Here is a 22,727-nt window from a genome sequence, read left to right as displayed (position 1 = left end):
GCTTGCGGGAGCGCACGCTCGAGCGCGTCAGGAAACTCCTGGCCAAGGCCGAACGCACCGACAACGAGCACGAGCGGGCGACGTTCATGGCGGCCGCGTCGGCGCTGATGGCCAAGCACGGCATCGACTCGCTCCCCCCGGCGGGCACCCGGCAGACGCCCGGCGACCGGGTCGTCACCCTGCCCAACCCCTGGGCCAGGGAGAAGGCCCGGCTGGTCAGCCTGGTCGCGCAGGCCGTGCGCTGCCGCCCCCTGCTCATCGGGCGCGGCGAGGGCGGGCAGCGGGTGCACGTGTTCGGGTTCGCGGCGGATCTGGAACGGGCCGATCTGCTGGCCACGTCGTTGCTGCTGCAGATGGCGAGCGGGCTGGCGCGGGTGCGGGTGCCCGACGGCGTGACCGCCGTGCGGGCCTACCGGCGGTCGTGGCTGCTGGGGTTCACGGATGAGGTGTACCGGCTGCTGTGCGTGGCCGAGTCAGAGGCCGAGCAGGCCAGTACGGGCGCCGCGCTCGTCCTGGCCGACCGCCGGGCCGAGGTGGAACGGGCGGTGGCCGCTCACTATCCGGACATCCGGGTGAGCGTGCCCAGGACGAGCGGCACGGGCTACCGGGACGGGGTGGCCGCCGGCCGCCGCGCCGACCTCGGCCGTACCGGAATGACCACCGACACGGCGCCCGAGCTGGCCCCCGGCCGCTGACCCGCGCGGCCCCTGCTTCGGCCCGGACGCCGCCCGCGTGGTCAGCCGAGGGCGTCGGAGACCAGGGAGCGGGCCTCCTCCTGGACCTTGGCCAGGTGGTCGGGGCCACGGAAGGACTCGGCGTAGATCTTGTAGACGTCCTCCGTCCCCGACGGCCGGGCCGCGAACCAGGCGTTCTCCGTCGCGACCTTCACCCCGCCGAGCTCGGCCCCGTTGCCGGGCGCCGCGGTCTGGACGGTGGTGATCGGCTCGCCCGCCAGCGACGACGCCTTCACCTGCGCGGCCGACAGCTTCCCGAGCACCGCCTTCTCCTCGCGCGTGGCGGGGGCGTCGACCCGGGCGTACGCGGGCTCCCCGAACCGCTCGACCAGCTCCCGGTAGTGCGCGCTCGGCGACCTGCCGGTGACGGCCTGGATCTCGGAGGCCAGCAGCGCCAGGATGATCCCGTCCTTGTCCGTGGACCAGACGGACCCGTCGCGCCGCAGGAACGACGCCCCCGCGCTCTCCTCGCCCCCGAACCCCAGCGAGCCGTCCAGCAGGCCCGGGACGAACCACTTGAACCCGACAGGGACCTCGTACAGCCGCCGCCCCATGGACTCCACGACCCGGTCGATGATCCCGCTGCTGACCATCGTCTTGCCCACGCCGGCGGCCGCGGGCCAGCCGTCGCGGTGCGTGTAGAGGTAGGAGATGGCGACCGCGAGGTAGTGGTTGGGGTTCAGCAGGCCGCCGTCGGGGGTGACGACGCCGTGCCGGTCGGCGTCCGCGTCGTTTCCGGTGGAAATATCGTACTTATCGCGATTGGCGATGAGAGAGGCCATCGCGTACGGCGACGAGCAGTCCATCCGGATCTTCCCGTCCCAGTCCAGCGTCATGAACCGCCACGTCGGATCCACCAGCGGATTGACCACGGTCAGGTCGAGCCGGTGCCGCTCGGCGATCTCCCCCCAGTACGCCACGCTCGCCCCGCCCAGCGGATCGGCCCCGATGCGCACCCCGGCCGCCCGGATCGCGTCCAGGTCCACCACGGACGGCAGGTCGTCCACGTACATCCCGAGGAAGTCGTAACGTCCCGCCGCCTCCAGAGCCTTCGTGTACGACACCCGCAGCACGCCCTCCAGCCCCCCGGCCAGCAGCCGGTTGGCACGGTCCTGGATCCACGTGGTCGCGTCGGTGTCGGCCGGCCCCCCGTGCGGCGGGTTGTACTTGAACCCGCCGTCGCTCGGCGGGTTGTGCGACGGCGTGATCACGATGCCGTCGGCGAACCCGGCGGTGCGGCCGCGGTTGTGCCGCAGGATGGCGTGCGAGACGGACGGGGTCGGCGTGTAGCCGTCGCGGGAGTCGATCAGCACCTGGACCCCGTTGGCGACCAGGACCTCCAGCGCGGACACCCGCGCGGGCTCCGACAGCGCGTGCGTGTCGACGCCGAGGAACAGCGGCCCGTCGGTGCCCTGCATCCGCCGGTATTCGCAGATGGCCTGCGTGGTGGCCAGGATGTGGTCCTCGTTGAACGCGGTCTTCAGCGACGACCCCCGGTGCCCCGACGTGCCGAACGCCACCCGCTGCCCCGGGTCCCCGGGATCGGGATGCAGCGCGTAATAGGAGGTCACCAGCCTTTCGACGGCCACGAGGTCGGCGGGCTGGGCTGGCTGTCCTGCGCGTTCGTGCGTCATGTAGGCCACTTTACAAATCCGCCTCCGGCCGGCGGATGGGCCCGGCCGGGTGTGGGAAGGTACAGTTCCGTCGATTACCAGAACGGAGTTCTGTTCCTATGCGATTCGGCTACTACCTGACAGAGCCCAAGGGAGACGACCCGATCGGAGGGTTGCGCACCCAGATCGCCCAGGCGGCGCAGGACGGCTTCACCTCGGCCTGGCTCTCCAACATCTTCGGCCTCGACGCCCTCACCGCCCTGGCCGCCGCCGGGGGCCAGGTGCCCGGCATCGAGCTCGGCACCGCCGTCGTCCCGACCTACCCGCGCCACCCGGCCGTGCTGGCCCAGCAGGCCATGACCGCCAACGCCGCTCTCGGCGGGCGCCTGGCGCTCGGCATCGGCCTGTCGCACCAGATGGTCATCGAGGGCATGTACGGCTACAGCTTCGAGCGCCCGTACCGGCACATGACCGAATACCTGGACATCCTGCTCCCGCTCAGCCGGGGCGAGCACGTCAAGTACGAGGGTGAGACGCTCAAGGCCGACCTCCGGCTCACCACGCCCGGCGGCGGCTTCCCGGTGCTCATGGCCGCGCTCGGCCCGCGCATGCTCAAGCTGGCCGGCACCGTGGCCGACGGCACCGTCCTGTGGATGACGGGCCCCAAGACGGTCGCCCAGCACGTGGCGCCCACCATCACCGCGGCCGCCGCCGAGGCGGGCCGCGAGGCGCCGAGGATCGTCTGCGCGCTGCCGATCTGCGTCACCGACGACCCCGCCGGCGCCGTCGCCCGCGCGAACGAGATCTTCGCTGTCTACGGACAGCTCCCCTCATATCGTGCGATGCTCGACAGGGAAGGCGCGGCCACCCCGGGAGACGTCGCCATCGTGGGCGACGAGGACGCGGTGCTGGCCAAGCTCGACGTACTGCGGGAAGCCGGCGTGACCGACTTCGTGGGCTCGGTGTTCGCGAGCAGGGAACGCACGCGGGCGCTGCTGATCGGCGCGGCGAAGGGCTGACCCAAGACATCTCCATATTTCTCCGGCGGGGTGAAGATCGCTTGCTGCACGGCGTTGATGTGTCCGACTGGCAGGGGCCCGTCGACTGGCCCGGCCATGCGGAGGCAGGGGTGATCTTCGCGTTCGCCAGGGCCACCGAGGGCGGCGACGTCACCGACAAGCTGTTCGAACGCAACTGGACCGGCATGCGCGAGAGCCGGATCGTCCGCGGCGCGTACCACTGCGCCAGGCCCGGGGGCGACCCGATCGGGCAGGCGCGCCACTTCCTGGCCGCGATCGACGCGGCGGGCGGGTTACGCGCCGGCGACCTGGTGGCCCTCGACCTGGAGACCGATGACGGCCTGCGCCCCGAACAGGTCGCCCGCCACGCGCGCCGCTGGTGCCACCACGTCGAGCGGTACGGCGGAGTACGGCCGTTCGTCCACACCTTCCAGGCGTTCGCGCGGGGCGGACACTGCGCCGGCCTGGGCGAGTACCCGTTATGGATCGCCGCCCCCGACAAGCCGCGCGGCGAGCCCGTGGTGCCGCCGCCCTGGCGGGACTGGGCCGTCCATCAGTACGTCCACAGCCCGCTCGACAGCAACGTGTTCCACGGGACCCGGCAGGAGCTGACAAACCTGGGGTTTCGACCGCGATAGCATCGGTGTTCACCATCGAAGCAGCTCCGGTGTCGAGCGCCGGGGCGCGATCCAAGGGAGTCACCGTGTCAGCCGAGCTACGCATCACCCTCGCCGGAGCCGAGCGTGTGGTCGCGGCCGGCACGACGGCCGGGCAGGCCCTCGAGGCCGACGGCCGCTCGGTCATCGCGGCCCGGGTCAACGGCGAGCTCCGTGACCTGGCGCACCCGCTGTCCGAGGGTGACGCGGTCGAGCCGGTCGAGATCTCCAGCGAGGACGGCCGGGCCATCGTCCGCCACTCCACCGCCCACGTCATGGCGCAGGCGGTGCAGGAGCTGTTCCCCGAGGCCAAGCTGGGCATCGGGCCGCCCGTGGACAACGGGTTCTACTACGACTTCGACGTCGCCCAGGCGTTCCACCCCGACGATCTCAAGCGCATCGAGAAGCGCATGCGGGAGATCGTCAAGCAGGGGCAGCTGTTCTCCCGCCGGCCCGTCTCCGACGACGAGGCGCGCGAGGAGCTGGCGGCGGAGCCGTACAAGCTGGAGTTGATCGGGCTCAAGGGCGGCGCCGCCGACGAGGAGTCCGTGGAGGTCGGGGCCGGGCAGCTCACCATCTACGACAACCTCGACCCCAAGACCGGCGAGCTGCAGTGGAAGGACCTGTGCCGCGGCCCGCACGTGCCGTCCACCCGGTCGATCCCGGCGTTCAAGCTCATGCGCTCGGGCGGCGCCTACTGGCGCGGCAGCGAGAAGAACCCGCAGCTCCAGCGCATCTACGGCACCGCCTGGGAGTCCCGCGAGAAGCAGGACGACTACCTCAAGCTGCTGGAGGAGGCCGAGAAGCGCGACCACCGCAAGCTGGGGGTCGAGCTCGACCTGTTCAGCTTCCCGCCGGAGCTGGGCAGCGGCCTGCCGATCTTCCATCCCAAGGGCGGGATCATCCGCAAGGAGATGGAAGACTACATGCGCCGGCGGCAGGCGGAGGCGGGCTACGAGTTCGTCAACACGCCGCACATCACCAAGTCGTCGCTGTTCGAGACCTCGGGGCACCTGCCGTGGTATGCCGACGACATGTTCCCGGCGTTCGAGCTGGAGGGCATCGAATACCGGGTCAAGCCGATGAACTGCCCGATGCACAACCTGATCTTCAGGGCGCGCGGGCGGTCCTACCGCGAGCTGCCGCTGCGGCTGTGCGAGTTCGGCTCGGTCTACCGCTACGAGAAGTCGGGCGTGGTCCACGGCCTGACCCGGGTGCGCGGCATGACGCAGGACGACGCGCACATCTACACCACCCGGGAGCAGATGGCCGATGAGATCAAGTCGCTGCTGAGGTTCGTGCTCAGCGTGCTGCGCGACTTCGGCCTGTCCGACTTCTACCTGGAGCTGTCGACCCGCGACGAGTCCGACAAGTTCATCGGCGAGCTCGCCGAGTGGGACGAGGCGACCGAGGCGCTGCGGCAGGTGGCCACCGAGTCGGGGCTGGAGCTGGCCGACGACCCGGGCGGCGCGGCCTTCTACGGCCCGAAGATCTCCGTGCAGGCCAAGGACGCGATCGGGCGCACCTGGCAGCTGTCCACCATCCAGCTCGACCTCAACCAGCCCAAGCGCTTCGGCCTCGAATACCAGGCGGCCGACGGCAGCCGGCAGACGCCGGTCATGATCCACCGGGCGCTGTTCGGCTCCGTCGAGCGCTTCCTCGGCGTGCTCACCGAGCACTACGCGGGCGCCTTCCCGCCCTGGCTCTCGCCGGTGCAGGTGACGGGCATCCCGATCGCCGACGCGCACGTGCCCTACCTGCAGGACGTCGCCAAGAAGCTGCGCGAGCGCGGCATCCGGATCGAGGTCGACGCCTCCGACGACCGGATGCAGAAGAAGATCCGCAACGCGCAGAAGGCCAAGGTGCCCTTCATGCTGCTGGCCGGTGACGACGACATCGCCAACGGCGCGGTGTCGTTCCGCTACCGCAACGGCGAGCAGAAGAACGGCGTCCCGATCGAGGAGGCCGTGGCGGAGATCGTCAACGCCGTGGAGCGGCGCGTCCAGGTCTGATGCGATGACGAGAACGGCGGAGCTCTACGGCTCCGCCGTTCTTCGTCGTCCGGCTTCCGGCCCGGGGATCAGTCGTCCGGCTTCCGGCCTGGGGATCAACGGCGGAACAGGCGGAAGGTGACGGCGGGGCGGCCGCCGAAGCGCTCGGCCACCTGGTGGGCGAAGCCTTCGATGAGGTCGCGGGCGTACGACTCGGGGTCCTGGTCGGTGAGCGCCTCGATGTAGGCGCGGTGCTCGACGAGCGAGCGCACGCCGCGCTCCAGGCCGTCGGTGACGTCCACGGCGTGGGTGGGGGAGTCGCTGCCCGCGACGGCGACCCAGCGGACGCCGTTCCAGGGCTCTGCCTCCGTATCCGGAAATATCCACCTATTTCCCGCGTCCCCGGCGGCGTCCAGGACGGCGCGGCCCACGGCCCGGTGGTCGGGAGTGTTCCAGTACGTTCCGCCCCAGGTGTCGTCCGGGTTCAGCGTGATCACCAGCTCGGGGCGGTGCCTGCGGATGGCGGCGGCGATGTCCTTCCTGAGCGCGGTGCCGTACTCGATCACCCCGTCGGCGTGGTCGAGGAACTCCACGCTCGTCACCCCCACGACGGCCGCGCTGGCCCGCTCCTCCCGCTCCCGCACCGCCCCCGCCTCGGCCGGGGCAAGCGTGTCGATGCCCGCCTCGCCCCTGGAGACGATCAGGTACGCGACCTCGCGGCCCTGGTCGGTCCAGGTGGCGATGGCGGCGGCACAGCCGTACTCGAGGTCGTCGGGGTGGGCCACGATGGCGAGGGCGCGCTGCCAGTCGTCGGGCATGGGCTCAAGCTGATCGGTCATGGCCCACACCCTAAGCGCCCTACGTGGCTGGGGGCTCCGCGCACCGTCCCGCTCGAAACGGCCCAGGGCGGGCATCCGATCGCTCGCGGATCGTTGCCCGGACGCGCCGCCCGGCCGAGCCGCCCAGTCGGCAAAGCCGAGAGCGCGCTGGGGAAAGACGCCTATGGACCGATCAGCTCTGCGCGGTTATGTTGCGAGAGCGTTAGGCAAGCTGTCAGAACGACGCCAGGGAACACCAGGACATCGTCTGAGAGGACCCGCGCATGTGCGGCATTGCCGGATGGGTGGACTTCGACCGTGACCTGACCGGCGAGCGCGCCACCGCCGTCGCCATGACCGAGACCATGAGCTGCCGGGGCCCCGACGATCAGGGCCTCCACCTCGGCCGGCACGCCGCGCTCGGCAACCGCAGGCTCGCCGTCATCGACATCGAAGGCGGCCACATGCCCATGACGGCCGAGGGGTCGGCCGTCATCACCTACAGCGGCGAGGTCTACAACTTCGGTGAGCTGCGCGCCGAGCTGGCCGCCAAGGGCCACCGTTTCCGTACCAGGAGCGACACCGAGGTCGTGCTGCGCGGCTACCTGGAGTGGGGTGAGGCCGTCGCCGACCGGCTCAACGGCATGTACGCCTTCGCTCTCTGGGACGAGCGCACCCAGGAACTCCTCCTGATCCGCGACCGCATGGGCATCAAGCCCCTCTACTACTACCCCCTCCCCAACGGCGTGCTGTTCGGCTCCGAGCCCAAGGCGATCCTGGCCAATCCGCTGGCCCCGCCCGTGGTGGACCTCGAGGGCCTGCGCCAGCTCCTCAGCCTGGCGAGCCTCCGGCAACGGCCGGTCTACAAGGGCATGTACGAGCTGCCTCCGGGCCACCTGCTGCGCGTCAGCAGACAGGGCACCCTGCTGCGCCGCTACTGGGCGCTGGACGCCCGCGAGCACACCGACGACCTCGACACCACCGTACGCACGGTGCGCGAGCTGCTCGAAGACATCGTCAGCAGGCAGCTCGTCTCCGATGTCCCGCTCTGCAGCCTGCTGTCCGGCGGCCTCGACTCCAGCATCGTCACCGCGCTGGCCAGCAAGCACGGGCGGATCCGCTCGTTCGCCGTGGACTACGCGGGTTACGCGGAGAACTTCCAGGCCGACGAGCTGCGCGGCGACCCGGACGCGCCGTTCGTGCGGATGCTGGCCGCGTACGTCGGCTCCGACCACACCGACATCGTCCTCGGGCCGGACGAGCTGGCCGATCCGGGGCTGCGCGCCGCCGTCGTGCGTGCCTGGGACGTGCCCCACTTCGTCGGCGACATGAACTCATCGCTCTACATGCTGTTCCGCGCGATCCGCGAGCACTCCACGGTGGCGCTGTCGGGTGAGTCCGCCGACGAGGTGTTCGGCGGGTACGCCTGGTTCCACCTGCCACAGGCGGTCCAGGCCGACACCTTCCCGTGGCTGGCCATGGTGATGCGCGAGCAGCAGCCGACCGACATCCTGGACAAGTCGCTGAGACGGCGGCTCGACATGGACGCCTACACGGCCGACGGCTACCGTACGGCGCTGGGCGAGGTGCCCCACCTGGACGGGCAGGACGAGCGCGAGCGGCGCATGCGCGAGATCTGCTACCTGCACCTCACCCGCTTCCTGCCCTTCCTGCTCGACCGCAAGGACCGGATGAGCATGGCCGTCGGGCTGGAGGTGCGGGTGCCGTTCTGCGACCACCGCCTGGTCGAGTACGTCTTCAACACCCCCTGGTCCATGAAGACGTTCGACGGCAGGGAGAAGAGCTTGCTGCGTGCGGCCGGGGCCGACCTGCTGCCCGAGCCGATCCTGCGCCGCGTCAAGGCCCCGTACCCGGTGACCCAGGACGTGGGCTACGAGCAGGCGCTCCGCGCGGCGCTGCGGGAGGTCGCCAGCGACAAGGAGGCCCCGGTGCTGCCGCTGCTCGACCCGGACGTCGTCCGTGAGGCCGTCACGGCCCCGCCCGAGAAGGTGACCACCACGATGACCCGGTACGGCCTGGAGCTGGCCCTGGACCTGAACGTCTGGCTGACCGACTACGGCGTCCGGCTGGAGCTGTAGGGGCGGACCGGGCGTCCGACGACACCGCCTCCACCTGGACACCCTCAGCACCGTCATGACCATCAGCCCGCCAGGTGGCGGCCGCCTGGAGGAACGGGCCGATCCCCGCACGCCGCGCTCCCGTCCATGAGCCGGCCCCGTGGCGGGCGTGCGTTCGCTGCCGGCCTGTGGAGTTCTACGCCTCCACGAGCCCTGCGCTACGTCAAACCCGGGCCCCGAGGCCGTCGCCGTCGTCGTCGGAGGTGTCGTGGTGGGGACGGCGGGGCTCGCCTGGCAGGCGGACGTCGTCGACCGTCACGTTGACCTCCGCGACCCGCATCCCGAGCATGTGGCTGACGTTCCTGGCCACGTTCGTCTTGACCTCGGAGGCGACCTCCATCACCACGTGCCCGTACTCCACCACGATGGTCACGCTCACGGCCACCGTACGGTCCTGGATCTGCGCGCTGACCCCCTGGTTGGCGCGCCGGGAGCCGATGCCGATGCGGTCGCGTACGGACTCGAAGGCCCGCGCCAGATCGCCGCCCAGGTCGGCGACCCCGGTCACCTCGAGGGCCGCCAGGGCGGCGACCTTCTCGACCACCTCGTCGGCGACCTTGATCCGGCCCTTGACGACGGCGCCGAAGGAAGGCGCCTCCGAGGGCGGCAGGCCGGTGGGCGCTGAGCTCACGTCTTCGACCGGGTCGGGAGCGGGGCCCGTGGCCGGGTCGGAGGTGTCGGCGGAAGGGGTGGAGTGGACGGTCGGCAGGGAGTCGTGCTCGGCTAAGTCGTGCTCGGCTAAAGCGTCACTCATCGCGGCCTCCTGTAGGCGATGCTTGGCATTGTGCCGGACGAGCGGGCCGTTTGTCCGTGGTCCTATGCTGCTAGGTATGCACGATCAGGCAGGGGCAGGGTCCCCCGACAACTTCCAGCGTCTGTGGACCCCGCATCGCATGGCCTACATCAAGGGCGAGAACAAACCGACGGGCACCGGCCCCGATGACGGGTGCCCGTTCGACGCGATCCCCAAGATGAGCGACGAGGACGGCCTGATCGTCGCCCGGGGCGAGACGGTCTACGCCGTGCTCAACCTGTACCCGTACAACTCCGGCCACCTGATGGTGGTCCCCTACCGGCACGTGTCCGACTACGACGAGCTGGTGCCTGCCGAGCTGGTCGAGCTGGGGGAGTTCACGCAGAAGTCGCTGCGCGCGCTGCGCAAGGCCAGCGGGGCGCAGGGGTTCAACGTCGGCATGAACCTCGGCCACGTGGCCGGCGCCGGCATCGCCGCCCACCTGCACCAGCACGTGGTGCCCAGGTGGGGTGGCGACACGAACTTCATGCCGGTCGTGGCCCAGACCAAGGTCCTGCCGCAACTGCTCCGCGACACCCGCCAGCTGCTCGCCGACGCCTGGGACTGACCCACCGACCGACCCGCCGGGGCCAAGCCGCCCCAGGCAGGGCCCCCACGCCCGCAGGACGCCCCCGGGAGGCGGCGCCGTTCAGCCGCGTGCCGGCTTGCGGGGCGGCGTCTCACCGGCGGCGCCGCGTCCGAGGGGGTTACTCGGGTGGGGCCGTGTCCGAGGGCGTCACTTCGCCAGGGCCGCGTCCGAGGGTGTTACTCCGGCGGGGCCGCGACCGGGAGGGCGCTACTTCGTCGCGATCGCTAAGTCCGACGACGCAGGCCCGCCGACCGGCTCGCGGTCGCGTCGCAGCGCGCCGATGCCGGTGGCCAGCAGCAGGGGTACGGCCAGCGCCAGGGCCATGGACAGCACGGCCGCGCCCGAGTCGTTGACGAGCATCCCGACCACGCCGCTCACGAGCGTGCCGATCAGCCCGGCGCGCAGCGCGGGGGAGTGCTCGAACGCGGCCGGCACCACCCCGGCCGACGCCTGCTCGGGCCGCAGGATGGCGTAGATGAGGAACGCGGCGGCCGCGATCACGATCGGCATGAGGTTGGGGCTGAGGAGGGTGGCCAGCATGGCCTGCAGCTTGCGCAGGATGACGTCGAACGCCTCCCCGCTCAGCACCTGCCCCACGAACCGGCCCAGGTGCGTCTGCTCGTCCGGCGGCTTCAGGTAGTTGAGCCAGGCGAACGTCATCACGATCAACCCGCCGGCCACCAGGAACGCGCCCAGCTTCACCAGCGAGACCCGCTTGCCCGCCAGCAGCAGCGCGGTCACCGCGATGCCCGGCACGAACGCGATCACGCCGCCGAAGTCGCTGCCCATCCCGGAACCGCCGAGCACCATCGCGAACGTCCCCAGCACCACGATCGCGGCCAGCCCCACCTTGCCCGGCCACCGGTGCGCGATCACCGTGGTGGCCAGCAGGGTGCCGGTGGCCAGGAGCGCGAACGGGATGTTCCCCAGGCCGTAGTAGCGGGCCCCGACGTCCGCGCTGTAACCCATGATGCTGTTGAGCTGCAACGTCGTACCGGTCAGCAGGTCGCCCGCCAGCGTGAGCGCGGTGATGCCGGCCACCACCGCCAGCGGGCCCAGCGGCCGGCGCCGCCACGGCCCCGCGAACGCCACCGCCGTGACGACCGCCGCCCACCCGAGCACCCCGGCCACCAGCTGCGGCAGGCTCGACCAGGGCAGCAGGTTGACCAGGTAGCTGGAGACGGGCAGGGCGGCGAGCGCGACGGCCGCGAAACGTACCGGTGCCAGGCCCTTGCGGCGGCGCAGCAGCAGGAACGCGACTGCGTAGAACAGCACCTGCAGCACGGCCACGACCGTGAAGTAGATGCCCTTGATCGAGCGGACGGCCTGCGCGGTCGCGTCGGCCCGCTGGAGCCGTTCGAACGTCGCGCCCAGCCCGCCGACCTGCAGCGGGACACCCACCACGGTGCTCGGGACCGGCACCCCGAGCTTGGTCAGGATGGTGGAGGTCAGGTCGGGCAGGATCGAGATGTCCTCGCGGCGGGTGGAGGCCGCGCCGAGCAGGTGGCCCTGCGCGCCGGGCTCGCGCAGCGCGGCCACCCGCAGGTGGGGTACGGAGCCGTGGTCGGACAGGCCCGCGAGCAGCACCGTCGTGTCGGCGGGCAGGATCGACAGCAGCGCGCCCGCCTTGGCGTCGGCCAGTCGCAGCGCGTCACGCCGCTCGGCGGCGCTGAGCTGGTCGGGCACCTTGGGCAGCTTGCCGCTGGTCAAGTAGGGGCGGACGAGGTCGTCCACGTCCATGGCGATCATCCGGCACCGTTCGAGGTCGGGCGTGCGGACCTGGAGCGGGGAGGAGCGGTACTGCTGGACCGCGCCCTGCCGGTCGGCCAGGCCCAGCGCGGCGCCGGGGCCGATGGCGATCGAGCACTGCCCGGCGGCCTTGAGCGACTCGCCCAGCGTGCCCGCGTTGCGCTGCCCGGCCACGTCGGTGAGGTAGCGGTAGTCGGGGATGACGGCGCCCGCGCCCTGCTGCTCGGGCATGGGGGGCGCGCCGCAGCTGTACCCGGCCGCCGACCTGGTGCCCGCCGACACGGTCAGCCAGCCGTCGTAGGGGCAGGTCACGCCGCCGACGGTACGTACGGACAGCGAGCCGATCGCGCTGGACCTGGCCAGCTCCCACAGGTTGGGGGAGTCCGCCTGGGTGATGTCGTTCCAGTGCAGGCCGGACACGCCGATGAGCGCGACTCGGCCCGCGCTCGCGTCTTTCGTGGCCTGGGCCGGGCCGGTGAACAGTCCCTGGCCGAGCAGGGCCTGCCCGACCAGCACGGCCAGCACGACTAGCGCGCGCCTCATCCCGATGACCTTCCGTGATCGAATGGTTCCGTGGCACGGTAGAGCAAGGTCATGTTCCGGCGCCACCGGACCCGACTACCCTCTCATGGGCTGCGTGTATCACGTGCGTTGGTTTTGTTCGGTGTTCTGGGCGGTTGTGGTGGGGCGGCTGGGCGCCGTACGCGTTGCGCCGGACTCCGCCGTAGGGCGTTTCGCCGTTGCGGCGCAGTTGGGGTGGTGCCGGAGGGGCGGTGTTTGTGGGCGTCCCCAGCGGCACGTCGCGCATCGGCGTGGCACCCCCGGCGTGACACCTCCCCGGCATGGCGCACATTCGGCGTGGCACCTCCTTGGGCCTGGCGAGCATCCGGTGTGGCGCGCTCCCAACGTGGCGCGGGCCCGGGTGTGTGGCCTGGTGTGCTGTGGGCCGTGGGGCGGCGCTTTCGATTTGATGCCCGCGCGATGTGATGGGGGCCTGGGTGTGGTGCGGGCGCCGCGTGGTGCCGGGCCCGATGTGGCGCCGGGCGCGGTGTGATGTGGACCGCGTGATGCCGGGCCCGGTGTGGTGCCGGGCCGCGCCGCGTGAGGCGGGCCCGGTGGAGCGGGGGGCCTTAGGGGGCGGGGGTCTTGATCCTGGTGGGCTTGCTTTCGTGGCCGAGGCGGTCCACGGCCGTGATCGCGTAGGTCCCGTCCGGCGCGGCCGCGAACGACGGGCTCGTCACGACGGCGAGCAGGTTGCGGGCGTCAGTCCCGTGGCAGTCCTTGCCGGACTTCGGCACCTGGTACACCGCGTACGCCCGCGCCCCCTCGGACGGCTTCCAGGACAGCTGGGTGCCGGTGGCCTTGAGGCCGGCGGGGGCGGGAGGGGCGGAGCCGCCGAGTTCCTTGATCAAGGGCAGCAGCGCGGGGCGGGCGTAGTGGTTCTTGGCGACGCGGTCCACGGACCCGAGCGGGTTGGCCAGCAGGTTCTTGGCGCTGAAGTAGACCTCGCCCTTCACCTGCTTGTGGTCCCGGTTGACGCCCACCTCGGCGGCCAGCTCGCCCGGCTTGGTCCAGGCCCGGTCGTCCTTGGCGCCCACCCGGTAGAGCCCCTGGCCGATGTACAGCTGCACGTCCGTGCCCTTGACCTCGTCGGACCACCAGGCCGCCAGCGTGTTGTAGTCGGCCAGCTTGTGGCCGCGCGGCCAGTAGAGCTGCGGGAGCACGTAGTCGACGGTGCCCGCCTTGATCCAGGCGCGCGCATCCGCATAAATCGAGTCGTACGCGGACATGCCCGAAGTGTCCGAGCCGGTCGGGTCGTTCGACTTGTTGCGCCAGATGCCGAAGGGGCTGATCCCGAACTTGACGTACCCCTTGGTGTCGTGGACGGCCTTGTCCACCTGGGCGACGAGCGTGTTGACGTTGTCGCGCCGCCAGGCGGCGAGCTTCTTGCCGTCGCCGTACTTCGCGAACGCCGCCCCGTCGTCGAACTTCTGCCCCGCCGCCGGATACGGGTAGAAGTAGTCGTCGAAGTGCACCCCGTCGATGTCGTAACGGGACACCACGTCCGTGATGACCTTGGTCACGTGGTCGCGGACGGCGGGCAGGCCGGGGTTGTAGTAGAGGCGGCCGCCGTACTTGATCGTCCAGTCGGGGTGTTTGCGAGCCGGATGGCCGGCCGGCAGCTTGGCGGCGCTGTCGCCGTAGGAGGCGCGGTACGGGTTGAACCAGGCGTGGAACTCCATGCCGCGCTTGTGGGCCTCGTCGATGAGGAACGGCAGCGGATCCCAGCCGGGGTCCTTGCCGGCCGTGCCCGTCAGATACTGGGTCCAGGGCTCCAGCGACGACTTGTACAGCGCGTCGGAGGCCGGGCGGACCTGGACGAAGACGGCGTTGAGGTTGCGCTTGGCGGCGCCGTCGAGGATCTTCACGTACTCGGCCCGCTGCCGGTCGGGCGAGAGCCCGGCCTTGGAGGGCCAGTCGATGTTCTGGGTGGTGGCGATCCACACCCCGCGCAGCTCACGCTTGGGATAGCGGGCGTCGGCCTTGCAGGCCGCGGCGGGTGCGTCGGGCGCGGCGGCGACGGCCGCCTTCTTCTTGGTCGCTGCTGGGCTCTCTCCGGCTCCGGGGCCGAAGACGTAGGCGGCGGAGGTGGTGACGACCGCGAGAGCGGCAGCGGCTAGGAGTGGGCGTCCAGTTCGCATAATGCCACCCAGTGTGGCAGTTGCTCCGGCATGCTCGGTACGAAAAAAAGAAATCGACTCGTGATACTTCTGTGACAAAAGTAAACCGCTGGGCCGGGAGGGAGCAAGGCCCTCCCGGCTCGTCCAGAGCTCAGTCCGTGGTGGCGGCCACCTTGCTCGCGAGGTTCGGCGGAAGGGGCTCGTAGCGCAGGAAGGACCGCTGGAACGTCCCGGTGCCGTGTGACATGGACCTCAGGTCGATGGCGTACCGGGTGATCTCCAGCTCCGGTACCTCGGCCTTGACCAGCGTACGTCCCGTGCCGACGGGCTCCGTGCCGAGCACCCGCCCGCGCCGCGACGACAGGTCGGACATCACCGACCCCACGTAGTCGTCGGCGACCAGCACCGACAGCTCGTCCACCGGCTCCAGCAGCAGCGTCGGCACCTTCGCCGCGGCCTCCTTCAGCGCGAGCTGGCCGGCGATCTGGAAGGCCATGTCGGAGGAGTCGACCGAGTGCGCCTTGCCGTCGTACAGGGTGACGCGCACGTCCACCATCGGGTAGCCGGCCACGACGCCCCGCTCCATCTGGGCCCGCACGCCCTTCTCCACCGACGGGATGAACTGCCGCGGCACCACGCCGCCCACGATCTTGTCCACGAACTCGAACCCGCCGCCGGACGGCAGCGGCTCGACCTCGAGGTGGCAGATCGCGTACTGGCCGTGGCCGCCGGTCTGCTTGACGTTGCGGCCCATCGCCTGGCACTTGCCGCCGAACGTCTCGCGCAGCGGCACCCGCAGCTCGACCCGCTCCACCTCGACGCCGTGGCGCTTGGACAGGCGGTCGAGCAGCACGTCGGTGTGCGCCTCGCCCATGCACCACAGGACGAGCTGCCGGGTCTCGGCGTTGTTCTCCAGCCGCAGCGTCGGGTCCTCGGCCACCAGCCGGGCCAGGGCCTGCGACAGCTTGTCCTCGTCGGCCTTCGACTTGGCCCTGATCGCCACCGGCAGGAGCGGGTCGGGCATGGCCCAGGCGGTCATCAGGAGCGGCTGGTCGACCTCCGACAGCGTGTCGCCGGTCTCGGCCCGCGACAGCTTGGCCACCGCGACGATGTCGCCCGCGACGCCCTTGGCCGCCGGGCGCTGCTGCTTGCCCAGCGGGCAGGTCAGGGTGCCGATGCGCTCGTCCACGTCGTGGTCCTCGTGCCCGCGGTCGGCCAGGCCGTGCCCGGACACGTGCACGGTCATGTCGGGGCGCAGGGTGCCCGAGAAGACGCGTACGAGGCTGATGCGGCCCACGTACGGGTCGCTGGTGGTCTTGACGACCTCGGCCACGAGCGGGCCGTCGGGGTCGCAGGCGATGCCCTTGACCGGCTTGCCGGACAGGTCGGTGATCTCGGGCAGCGGGTGTTCGAGGGGCGACGGGAAGCCCTGGGTCATGATCTCGAGGATCTCCTGCGCGCCGACGCCGAGCCCGCTGCACAGCACCGGGTAGAAGCTGCCGCGGGCGACGGCCTTCTCCAGGTCCTCCACCAGGATCTTGGTGTCGATGGGCTCGCCTTCGAGATAGCGCTCCATGAGCGATTCGTCTTCGCTCTCCTGGATGATGCCCTCGATCAGCTCGCCGCGGCGCTCCTCGATCTGCGCCGCGTAGTCCGCACCGGGCTCCTTCTCCGTGCGGGTGCCCGTGGCGTAGTTGTAGAACTTCTGTGACAGCAGCCCGATCAGGCCGTTGACGTGGCCGTTGGTGATGACGGGCAGGTAAAGGGGCGCGACGCCGTCGCCGAAGACGTCCTGGCACGTCGTGAGGACCTCGTCGAAGTCGGCCCGCTGGTGGTCGATCTTGGTGATCACCACCGCCCGCGGCATGCCGACCTGGGCGCACTCCTCCCACAACATCTGGGTGAGCCCGTCGATCCCCTCGGAGGCGGAGACCACGAACAGCGCGGCGTCCGCCGCGCGCAGCCCCGCGCGCAGGTCGCCCACGAAATCGGCGTAACCGGGGGTGTCCAGAAGGTTGATCTTGATACCGTTGTGCACCAGCGGTGCCACGGCGAGGTTGACCGAGCGCTGCTGACGGACCTCCACCTCGTCGAAGTCGCTGACCGTGTTGCCGTCCTCCACGCGGCCGGCGCGCTGGACGGTGCCGGTCGCGGCCAGCAGCTGCTCGACGAGGGTCGTCTTACCCGCTCCTGAGTGGCCGACCAGCACGACATTGCGTATCGCATCCGCCCTGTCGGCCGTGGGTGCCCTGCCCGCGGCTCCCGCAGTGCCACCGGTGTTCTTCTCTGCCACAACAGCCTCCCACGTCGCCGGATGTTCCAACGACCGCGCCCCAGCGGAGGGTGTCTGGAAACCGCATGGACGCGGTGTGTTCACCAAATACCCCTGTGGCGGATATCACAAGGGGGGTGGGGCAAAGAAAGTTGTCAGGCGTTCCATGGCCTACGATCGGACCGCGATGCTCAAACTCCTGCGCCCGGCCATGACCCGGATACTCACCCCGCTGGGCAGGGCCCTCGTCGGCCGCGGGATCGGCCCGAACGCCGTCACGGCGATCGGCACCCTCGGCACGGTCGTGTCCGCCCTGCTCTTCTTCCCCCTGGGTCAGCTGACCTGGGGCGCTCTCGTGATCACCGTCTTCGTGCTGTTCGACCTGCTCGACGGCGTGGTGGCGCGGCTCGGCGGAAAGGGCGGCTCCACCTGGGGCGCGTTCCTCGACTCGACGTTCGACCGGGTGGCCGACGCGGCCATCTTCGCCGGCCTGATCCTCTACTTCATCTCCAGGCACGACACGCTCATGGCGGCCGTGACGCTGGTGTGCCTGATCGCGGGCTCCCTGGTGTCGTACGCCAAGGCCAGGGCGGAGGGGCTCGGGCTCACGGCCGACGTGGGGCTGGCCGAGCGGCCCGAGCGGCTGGTCGTCGCGCTCGTCGCGACCTGTTTCGCCGGGCTCGGCGTTCCGTACATTCTTCCTGCGGGCATGTGGCTGCTCGCCGCGGCCAGCGTGGTCACCGTGGGGCAACGCGTGGTGGCCGTCCACCGGCAGACGAGGGAGAGATGAGCGACAAGACGTCCTTCGGCGATCGGGTCGTGGCCGCGGGGTTCGCGGCGGGCTGGAAGCTCGTGCCGCTGCTGCCCGAGCGCCCGACGGCCGCGGTCTTCCGCTTCCTGGCCGACCGGGTCTGGAGCAGGCGGGGCAAGTCCGTGCGCCGCCTGGAGTCCAACCTGGCCAGGGTGACCGGGCTCGACGCGGGCAGCCGCGAGCTGCGCGAGCTCAGCAGGGCCGGCATGCGCTCGTACTTCCGCTACTTCCACGAGATCTTCCGGCTGCCGTCGATGAGCGTCGAGGAGATCGTGCGGCGCAGCCACGTCATCGGGGCCGAGCACGTCCACTCCAACGTGGCGGCCGGGCGGGGCGTGGTGCTGGCGCTGCCCCACATGGGCAACTGGGACCAGGCGGGGGCGTGGCTGGTCGGCGTGGGCCACCCGTTCACGACCGTGGCCGAGCGGCTCAAGCCGGAGTCGCTGTTCCGCCGGTACGTGGCCTTCCGCGAGGGGCTCGGCATGGAGGTGCTGCCGCTGACCGGCGGCGACGGGCACAACTTCGGCACGCTGGCCACCCGCGTGCGCAAGGGCGGCGTCGTGTGCCTGCCCGCCGAGCGCGACCTGACCAAGGGCGGCGTCGAGGTGCGCTTCTTCGGCGCGACCACCAAGGTCCCCGCCGGGCCGCCGCTGCTGGCCGTGCAGACGGGGGCCGCGCTGCTGCCGGCCATCGTCTACAACGTGGGCGACGACTGGGGCATCCACATCCACGAGGAGGTCCCGGTCCCGGCCGAGGGCACCCGGCAGGAGAAGGTCGCGGCGGTGGCGCAGGGGCTGACCGACGTGTTCGAGAAGGGCATCTCCGAGCACCCGGAGGACTGGCACATGTTGCAGCGGCTCTGGCTGGAAGACCTCGCGCGATGAGGATCGGCATCGTCTGCCCCTACTCCTGGGACATGCCGGGCGGGGTCAAGCAGCACATCGACGACCTGGCCCAGGCGCTGATCGCGCAGGGGCACGACGTGTCGGTGATCGCGCCGGCGGCCGACGACGACGAGCTGCCCCCGTACGTGACGGGCGCGGGCCGGGCGGTGCCGGTGCCCTACAACGGGTCGGTGGCCAGGATGTCGTTCGGCTTCCTGTCGGCCGCGCGGGTGCGGCGCTGGGTGCGTACGGGCGGGTTCGACGTCCTGCACATCCACGAGCCGCTGATCCCGAGCCTGGGCGTGCTGGCCTGCTGGGCGGCCAGGGGGCCGATCGTGGCCACGTTCCACGCGTCGTTCACGCGCTCGCGGGCCATCGCGGTGGCCGAGCCGTTGCTGCGCAGCGCGCTGGAGAAGCTGATGGGCCGCATCGCGGTCTCCGACGCGGCCCGGAAGAGCCTGGTCGAGCAGTTCGGCGGCGACGCCGTGCTGATCCCCAACGGCGTCACCGTCTCCCGCTACACCGAGGCCGAGCCGCTCGACGGCTGGGGGCCCGACGGCGCCACGATCGGCTTCCTCGGCCGGATGGACGAGGAGCGCAAGGGCCTGCCGATCCTGCTCGACGCGTTCAGGACCCTCGCGGCCGAGCGGCCCGGCCTGAAGCTGCTCCTGGCCGGCCCCGGCGACGCCAAGGACGTCTACGAGCGGGTGCCGAAGGAGTTCCACGACCGGGTGACCGTGCTGGGCATGGTGAGCGAGGCCGACAAGATCCGCGCCTACCACTCGGTCGACGTGTTCTGCGCGCCCAACACGCGCGGGGAGAGCTTCGGCATCGTGCTGGCCGAGGCCATGGCCTCCGGCGCGACGGTGCTGGCCAGCGACATCCCGGCCTTCCGCAGGGTGCTGGGCGAGGGGCAGGCGGGCGCGCTGTTCGCCAACGGCGACGCCGGCTCGCTGGCGCGCGAGGCCGCCGCGCTGCTCGACGCCCCCGAGCGGCGGGCCAAGCTGGCCGCCGAGGCGCTGGTGGCGGTGCGGAAGTACGACTGGTCGACGGTCGCGCGGGACGTCGTACGCGTCTACGAGACGGTCGCCACGAGCGGGGCGGGGCGCGTGGAGGAAGATCTGTGACATCCACCATCATCGTGCTGGTCGTGGGCATCGTCGTCGTGCTCACGGCCGTCTACATCTCCTGGCGCGCGGGCCGGCTCGACCGCCTGCACATCCGGCTGGAGCTGGCCCAGGAGTCGCTGGACGCCGCGCTGATGCGGCGCAGGGCGGTGGTGCTGGAGCTGGCCGGCTCGCGCCTGCTCGACCCCGCGACCTCCCTGGTGCTGGCCGCCGCGGCGCACGAGGCCAGGACGGCGGGGCCGGAGGAGCGCGAGCACGCCGAGAGCGACCTGTCGCGCACCCTGCGCGCGGTCGTGGACCAGGAGCGCTTCAGGGAGAAGCTGGCGGAGTCGCCCGGGGGCGGCGACCTGCTGGACGAGCTCGACACGGCGGTGGCCAAGGTCGTCTACTCGCGCCGCTTCTACAACAATGCGGTTGCGGTCACGCGGACGGCGCAGCGGCGCTGGCTGGCCAGAACCCTCCGCCTGGCGGGGCATACCGAATATCCAGAATTCTTCGAAATTGATGACAATCCGCCTGCGGCTATGGCAACCGAATGACCTAATTTGGGGAAGCCAGTAAGCTTCATCCGGTTTTCGGGCTGAAGCGAGGAGTGTTCACGTGCGGCTACCCCGGATGATCACGGTCACACTGGCCGGCGCGGCGGTGCTGCTGCCCGTCGCGGCCTGCTCCTCCTCGGAGGAGCCCGCCCCGGGTAAGGCGCCCCAGGCCGCCACGGCGGCGCCCAGCGAGGAGCCCACCGAGGCGCCCGAGGGTCACCCGTTCACCGGCAAGCCGTATGACGGCCTGAAGCCGGTGCTCGCGGTGAAGATCGAGAACACCGCGGCGGGCAAGCCGCAGCTCGGGCTCAAGAGCGCGGACATCGTCTACATCGAGCAGGTCGAGGCGGGCCTGACCCGGCTCATGGCGATCTTCTCCTCCAAGCTGCCGGCGAAGGTTGGCCCCGTCCGCAGCGCCCGCATCTCCGACCTGCACATCACGCCGCAGTTCGGCAAGCCGGCCTTCGCCTACTCGGGCGTGCAGACCAAGATGCTGCCGTTCGTGGCCAAGGCGTCGCTGTTCGACGTCGGCGACACGCGCAACCCCGGCGCATACTTCCGCCAGCCGGGCCGCTTCGCCCCGTACAACCTCTTCGCCAACACCAAGGACCTCCTGGCCAAGGCCCCCAAGGCGAGCAAGGCCAAGGACATCGGCTTCACCTTCGGCGAGGCCCCGGCGGAGGGCGGCGTGGACAAGAAGTCGTACACCGTCAAGTGGCCCGCGGCGCGCTTCACCTTCGCCTGGTCGGCGGAGAAGGAGCAGTGGCTGATCTGGCAGGACGGCAAGAAGGACATGGCGGCCGAGGGCGGCCAGCTCGGCGCGCCCACGATCGTCATCCAGTACACCAAGACCGAGCGCTCGGAGTTCCACGACAAGAACCAGAGCTACACGCCGCTCGTGCACACCACGGGCAAGGGCAAGGCGATCGTGCTGCGCGACGGCAAGGCGTACAAGGCGAACTGGGAGCGGGAATCCGAGGACACCGGTACGACGTTCACCACGGAGAGCGGCGAGCCGATGAACTTCGCGCCCGGCCAGGTCTGGGTGGCGCTCGCCAGCCGCAAACCCGTCATCCCCTAGCGCCTTTATGTCCAAGTATGGCGATAAATCCTGACATCTTGGCATGTCGGGGGAGGGGTCCATCAGGACCTACCATGGGGTTGATAACTTACTGATAGCCGTGAGAGCCGTGAGGATGACCGTGTCGACCAGCACGCCTGAAAGCACCCCCGTCACCGGAACCGCCCGTGTCAAGCGCGGCATGGCCGAGATGCTCAAGGGCGGCGTCATCATGGACGTCGTCACCCCCGAGCAGGCCAAGATCGCCGAAGACGCCGGCGCGGTGGCCGTCATGGCCCTCGAGCGCGTGCCCGCCGACATCCGCGCCCAGGGCGGGGTGTCCAGGATGAGCGACCCCGACATGATCGACGGCATCATCAGCGCCGTGTCGATCCCCGTGATGGCCAAGGCCCGCATCGGCCACTTCGTCGAGGCCAGGGTCCTGCAGGCGCTCGGCGTCGACTACGTGGACGAGTCGGAGGTGCTGACCCCGGCCGACTACGCCAACCACATCGACAAGTGGCAGTTCACCGTGCCGTTCGTGTGCGGGGCCACCAACCTGGGCGAGGCCATGCGCCGCATCACCGAGGGCGCGGCCATGATCCGCTCCAAGGGCGAGGCCGGCACCGGCGACGTGTCCAACGCCGTCACCCACATGCGCACGATCCGCGCCGAGATCAAGCGCCTCACCTCGCTGCCCGAGGACGAGCTCTACGTCGCGGCCAAGGAGCTGCAGGCCCCGTACGAGCTGGTCGTCGAGGTCGCCAAGACCGGCAAGCTGCCGGTCGTGCTGTTCACCGCGGGCGGCATCGCCACCCCGGCCGACGCCGCGATGATGATGCAGCTCGGGGCCGAGGGCGTGTTCGTGGGCTCGGGCATCTTCAAGTCGGGCGACCCGGCCAAGCGCGCCGCGGCCATCGTCAAGGCCACGACCTTCTACGACGACCCCGACGTCATCGCCAAGGTCTCGCGCGGCCTGGGCGAGGCCATGGTCGGCATCAACGTCGACGAGATCCCGCAGCCGCACCGCCTGGCCGAGCGCGGCTGGTAGGCGGCGCGTCGCTGCAGGTCGTCCGGCCCGCCCGTGTGACATGATCACGTACGGCAGGCGGGGGCACACCACAGCGTGACGATGAAAATCGCCAGAAAAGGCGGCATCCGCGAAGGATGTCGCCTTTTCGGTGTTGTGTGGCGTTCACCATGTAGTCATGATCTTCAGTAAAGCTACCTGGCGTCCCCCTCACCCTTGATCG

The 22,727-nt window shown here is 70.7% G+C and carries 18 protein-coding genes; 12 read left to right on the top strand and 6 right to left on the bottom strand.

Annotated features, from left to right (window positions below; all coding sequences use genetic code 11):
• Positions 1 to 2: 2 nt before the first annotated feature.
• Positions 3 to 695, top strand: coding sequence for a DUF2786 domain-containing protein (locus tag HD596_RS53675; protein ID WP_185077131.1), 693 nt, complete (start codon positions 3 to 5; stop codon positions 693 to 695).
• Between the two features lie 41 nt (positions 696 to 736).
• Here the strand turns inward: HD596_RS53675 and pgm are convergent, their stop codons facing one another.
• The gene (gene pgm, locus HD596_RS53670) at positions 737 to 2,368 is read right to left on the bottom strand and encodes a phosphoglucomutase (alpha-D-glucose-1,6-bisphosphate-dependent) (RefSeq protein ID WP_185077130.1); all 1,632 of its coding nucleotides are present in this window, start codon (positions 2,366 to 2,368) and stop codon (positions 737 to 739) included.
• A 98-nt stretch (positions 2,369 to 2,466) separates the two neighbouring features.
• On the opposite strand from pgm, the gene HD596_RS53665 reads away from it, so the two are divergent.
• From HD596_RS53665 to thrS, 3 genes are all read left to right on the top strand, one after another.
• Positions 2,467 to 3,366 (top strand): TIGR03564 family F420-dependent LLM class oxidoreductase, encoded by a 900-nt coding sequence (locus HD596_RS53665; protein WP_185077129.1) that lies wholly within the window; start codon positions 2,467 to 2,469, stop codon positions 3,364 to 3,366.
• A 59-nt stretch (positions 3,367 to 3,425) separates the two neighbouring features.
• Positions 3,426 to 4,004 (top strand): glycoside hydrolase family 25 protein, encoded by a 579-nt coding sequence (locus tag HD596_RS53660; RefSeq protein WP_185077128.1) that lies wholly within the window; start codon positions 3,426 to 3,428, stop codon positions 4,002 to 4,004.
• Between the two features lie 65 nt (positions 4,005 to 4,069).
• Positions 4,070 to 6,034 (top strand): threonine--tRNA ligase, encoded by a 1,965-nt coding sequence (gene thrS / locus HD596_RS53655; protein WP_376776128.1) that lies wholly within the window; start codon positions 4,070 to 4,072, stop codon positions 6,032 to 6,034.
• A 95-nt stretch (positions 6,035 to 6,129) separates the two neighbouring features.
• Here thrS and HD596_RS53650 read toward each other — a convergent pair whose 3' ends face one another.
• The gene (locus HD596_RS53650) at positions 6,130 to 6,852 is read right to left on the bottom strand and encodes a PIG-L deacetylase family protein (protein WP_185077127.1); all 723 of its coding nucleotides are present in this window, start codon (positions 6,850 to 6,852) and stop codon (positions 6,130 to 6,132) included.
• Between the two features lie 263 nt (positions 6,853 to 7,115).
• Here HD596_RS53650 and asnB point away from each other — a divergent pair, with 263 nt between their 5' ends.
• Complete coding sequence (gene asnB / locus HD596_RS53645) at positions 7,116 to 8,930, top strand: asparagine synthase (glutamine-hydrolyzing) (protein ID WP_185077126.1); 1,815 nt, start codon at positions 7,116 to 7,118, stop codon at positions 8,928 to 8,930.
• A gap of 202 nt (positions 8,931 to 9,132) precedes the next feature.
• Here asnB and HD596_RS53640 read toward each other — a convergent pair whose 3' ends face one another.
• Entirely contained in the window at positions 9,133 to 9,723 is a 591-nt protein-coding gene (locus HD596_RS53640) for an Asp23/Gls24 family envelope stress response protein (protein ID WP_185077125.1), read from the bottom strand.
• 76 nt (positions 9,724 to 9,799) lie between these two features.
• Between HD596_RS53640 and HD596_RS53635 the strand changes: the two genes are divergently transcribed.
• Positions 9,800 to 10,330 (top strand): HIT family protein, encoded by a 531-nt coding sequence (locus HD596_RS53635; protein WP_246555470.1) that lies wholly within the window; start codon positions 9,800 to 9,802, stop codon positions 10,328 to 10,330.
• A gap of 228 nt (positions 10,331 to 10,558) precedes the next feature.
• Here HD596_RS53635 and HD596_RS53630 read toward each other — a convergent pair whose 3' ends face one another.
• The 3 genes from HD596_RS53630 to HD596_RS53620 all read right to left on the bottom strand — a co-directional run bounded on the left by HD596_RS53630 (position 10,559) and on the right by HD596_RS53620 (position 17,074).
• Positions 10,559 to 12,643, bottom strand: coding sequence for a hypothetical protein (locus tag HD596_RS53630; protein WP_185077123.1), 2,085 nt, complete (start codon positions 12,641 to 12,643; stop codon positions 10,559 to 10,561).
• A 587-nt stretch (positions 12,644 to 13,230) separates the two neighbouring features.
• Positions 13,231 to 14,802 carry a glycoside hydrolase family 10-like protein gene (locus tag HD596_RS53625; protein WP_185077122.1) on the bottom strand — a complete coding sequence of 524 codons (1,572 nt, stop codon included), beginning with the start codon at positions 14,800 to 14,802 and terminating at the stop codon, positions 13,231 to 13,233.
• A gap of 130 nt (positions 14,803 to 14,932) precedes the next feature.
• The gene (locus HD596_RS53620; RefSeq protein WP_185077121.1) at positions 14,933 to 17,074 is read right to left on the bottom strand and encodes an elongation factor G-like protein EF-G2; all 2,142 of its coding nucleotides are present in this window, start codon (positions 17,072 to 17,074) and stop codon (positions 14,933 to 14,935) included.
• Positions 17,075 to 17,219: 145 nt separating this feature from the next.
• Between HD596_RS53620 and pgsA the strand changes: the two genes are divergently transcribed.
• From pgsA to pdxS, 6 genes are all read left to right on the top strand, one after another.
• Entirely contained in the window at positions 17,220 to 17,843 is a 624-nt protein-coding gene (gene pgsA, locus HD596_RS53615; protein WP_246555469.1) for a phosphatidylinositol phosphate synthase, read from the top strand.
• Complete coding sequence (locus tag HD596_RS53610) at positions 17,840 to 18,748, top strand: phosphatidylinositol mannoside acyltransferase (RefSeq protein WP_185077120.1); 909 nt, start codon at positions 17,840 to 17,842, stop codon at positions 18,746 to 18,748. The genes pgsA and HD596_RS53610 overlap by 4 nt, the downstream gene beginning before the upstream one ends.
• Positions 18,745 to 19,875, top strand: coding sequence for a glycosyltransferase family 4 protein (locus HD596_RS53605; RefSeq protein ID WP_185077119.1), 1,131 nt, complete (start codon positions 18,745 to 18,747; stop codon positions 19,873 to 19,875). Before HD596_RS53610 ends, HD596_RS53605 begins: the two co-directional genes overlap by 4 nt.
• The gene (locus HD596_RS53600) at positions 19,872 to 20,414 is read left to right on the top strand and encodes a hypothetical protein (protein ID WP_185077118.1); all 543 of its coding nucleotides are present in this window, start codon (positions 19,872 to 19,874) and stop codon (positions 20,412 to 20,414) included. Before HD596_RS53605 ends, HD596_RS53600 begins: the two co-directional genes overlap by 4 nt.
• A 61-nt stretch (positions 20,415 to 20,475) precedes the next feature.
• A complete protein-coding gene (locus tag HD596_RS53595) occupies positions 20,476 to 21,495 on the top strand; it encodes a DUF3048 domain-containing protein (RefSeq protein WP_313046988.1) in 1,020 nt (339 codons plus the stop codon).
• Positions 21,496 to 21,610: 115 nt separating this feature from the next.
• A complete protein-coding gene (gene pdxS / locus HD596_RS53590) occupies positions 21,611 to 22,525 on the top strand; it encodes a pyridoxal 5'-phosphate synthase lyase subunit PdxS (RefSeq protein ID WP_148436737.1) in 915 nt (304 codons plus the stop codon).
• Positions 22,526 to 22,727 lie beyond the last annotated feature (202 nt).

Origin of the sequence: Nonomuraea jabiensis, from assembly GCF_014204795.1 — a bacterium.
GTDB classification, from domain to species: domain Bacteria; phylum Actinomycetota; class Actinomycetes; order Streptosporangiales; family Streptosporangiaceae; genus Nonomuraea; species Nonomuraea jabiensis.
This window is presented reverse-complemented; position numbering and strand designations above follow the sequence as displayed.

What these genes read in the sequence shown, in the direction of transcription:
- pgm (WP_185077130.1), bottom strand. Translation starts at nt 2,368, where the DNA reads ATGACGCACGAACGCGCAGGACAGCCAGCCCAGCCCGCCGACCTCGTG.
- HD596_RS53665 (WP_185077129.1), top strand. Translation starts at nt 2,467, where the DNA reads ATGCGATTCGGCTACTACCTGACAGAGCCCAAGGGAGACGACCCGATC.
- HD596_RS53650 (WP_185077127.1), bottom strand. Translation starts at nt 6,852, where the DNA reads ATGACCGATCAGCTTGAGCCCATGCCCGACGACTGGCAGCGCGCCCTC.
- asnB (WP_185077126.1), top strand. Translation starts at nt 7,116, where the DNA reads ATGTGCGGCATTGCCGGATGGGTGGACTTCGACCGTGACCTGACCGGC.
- HD596_RS53640 (WP_185077125.1), bottom strand. Translation starts at nt 9,723, where the DNA reads ATGAGTGACGCTTTAGCCGAGCACGACTTAGCCGAGCACGACTCCCTG.
- HD596_RS53635 (WP_246555470.1), top strand. Translation starts at nt 9,800, where the DNA reads ATGCACGATCAGGCAGGGGCAGGGTCCCCCGACAACTTCCAGCGTCTG.
- HD596_RS53630 (WP_185077123.1), bottom strand. Translation starts at nt 12,643, where the DNA reads ATGAGGCGCGCGCTAGTCGTGCTGGCCGTGCTGGTCGGGCAGGCCCTG.
- HD596_RS53625 (WP_185077122.1), bottom strand. Translation starts at nt 14,802, where the DNA reads ATGCGAACTGGACGCCCACTCCTAGCCGCTGCCGCTCTCGCGGTCGTC.
- pgsA (WP_246555469.1), top strand. Translation starts at nt 17,220, where the DNA reads ATGGCCTACGATCGGACCGCGATGCTCAAACTCCTGCGCCCGGCCATG.
- HD596_RS53610 (WP_185077120.1), top strand. Translation starts at nt 17,840, where the DNA reads ATGAGCGACAAGACGTCCTTCGGCGATCGGGTCGTGGCCGCGGGGTTC.
- HD596_RS53605 (WP_185077119.1), top strand. Translation starts at nt 18,745, where the DNA reads ATGAGGATCGGCATCGTCTGCCCCTACTCCTGGGACATGCCGGGCGGG.
- pdxS (WP_148436737.1), top strand. Translation starts at nt 21,611, where the DNA reads ATGACCGTGTCGACCAGCACGCCTGAAAGCACCCCCGTCACCGGAACC.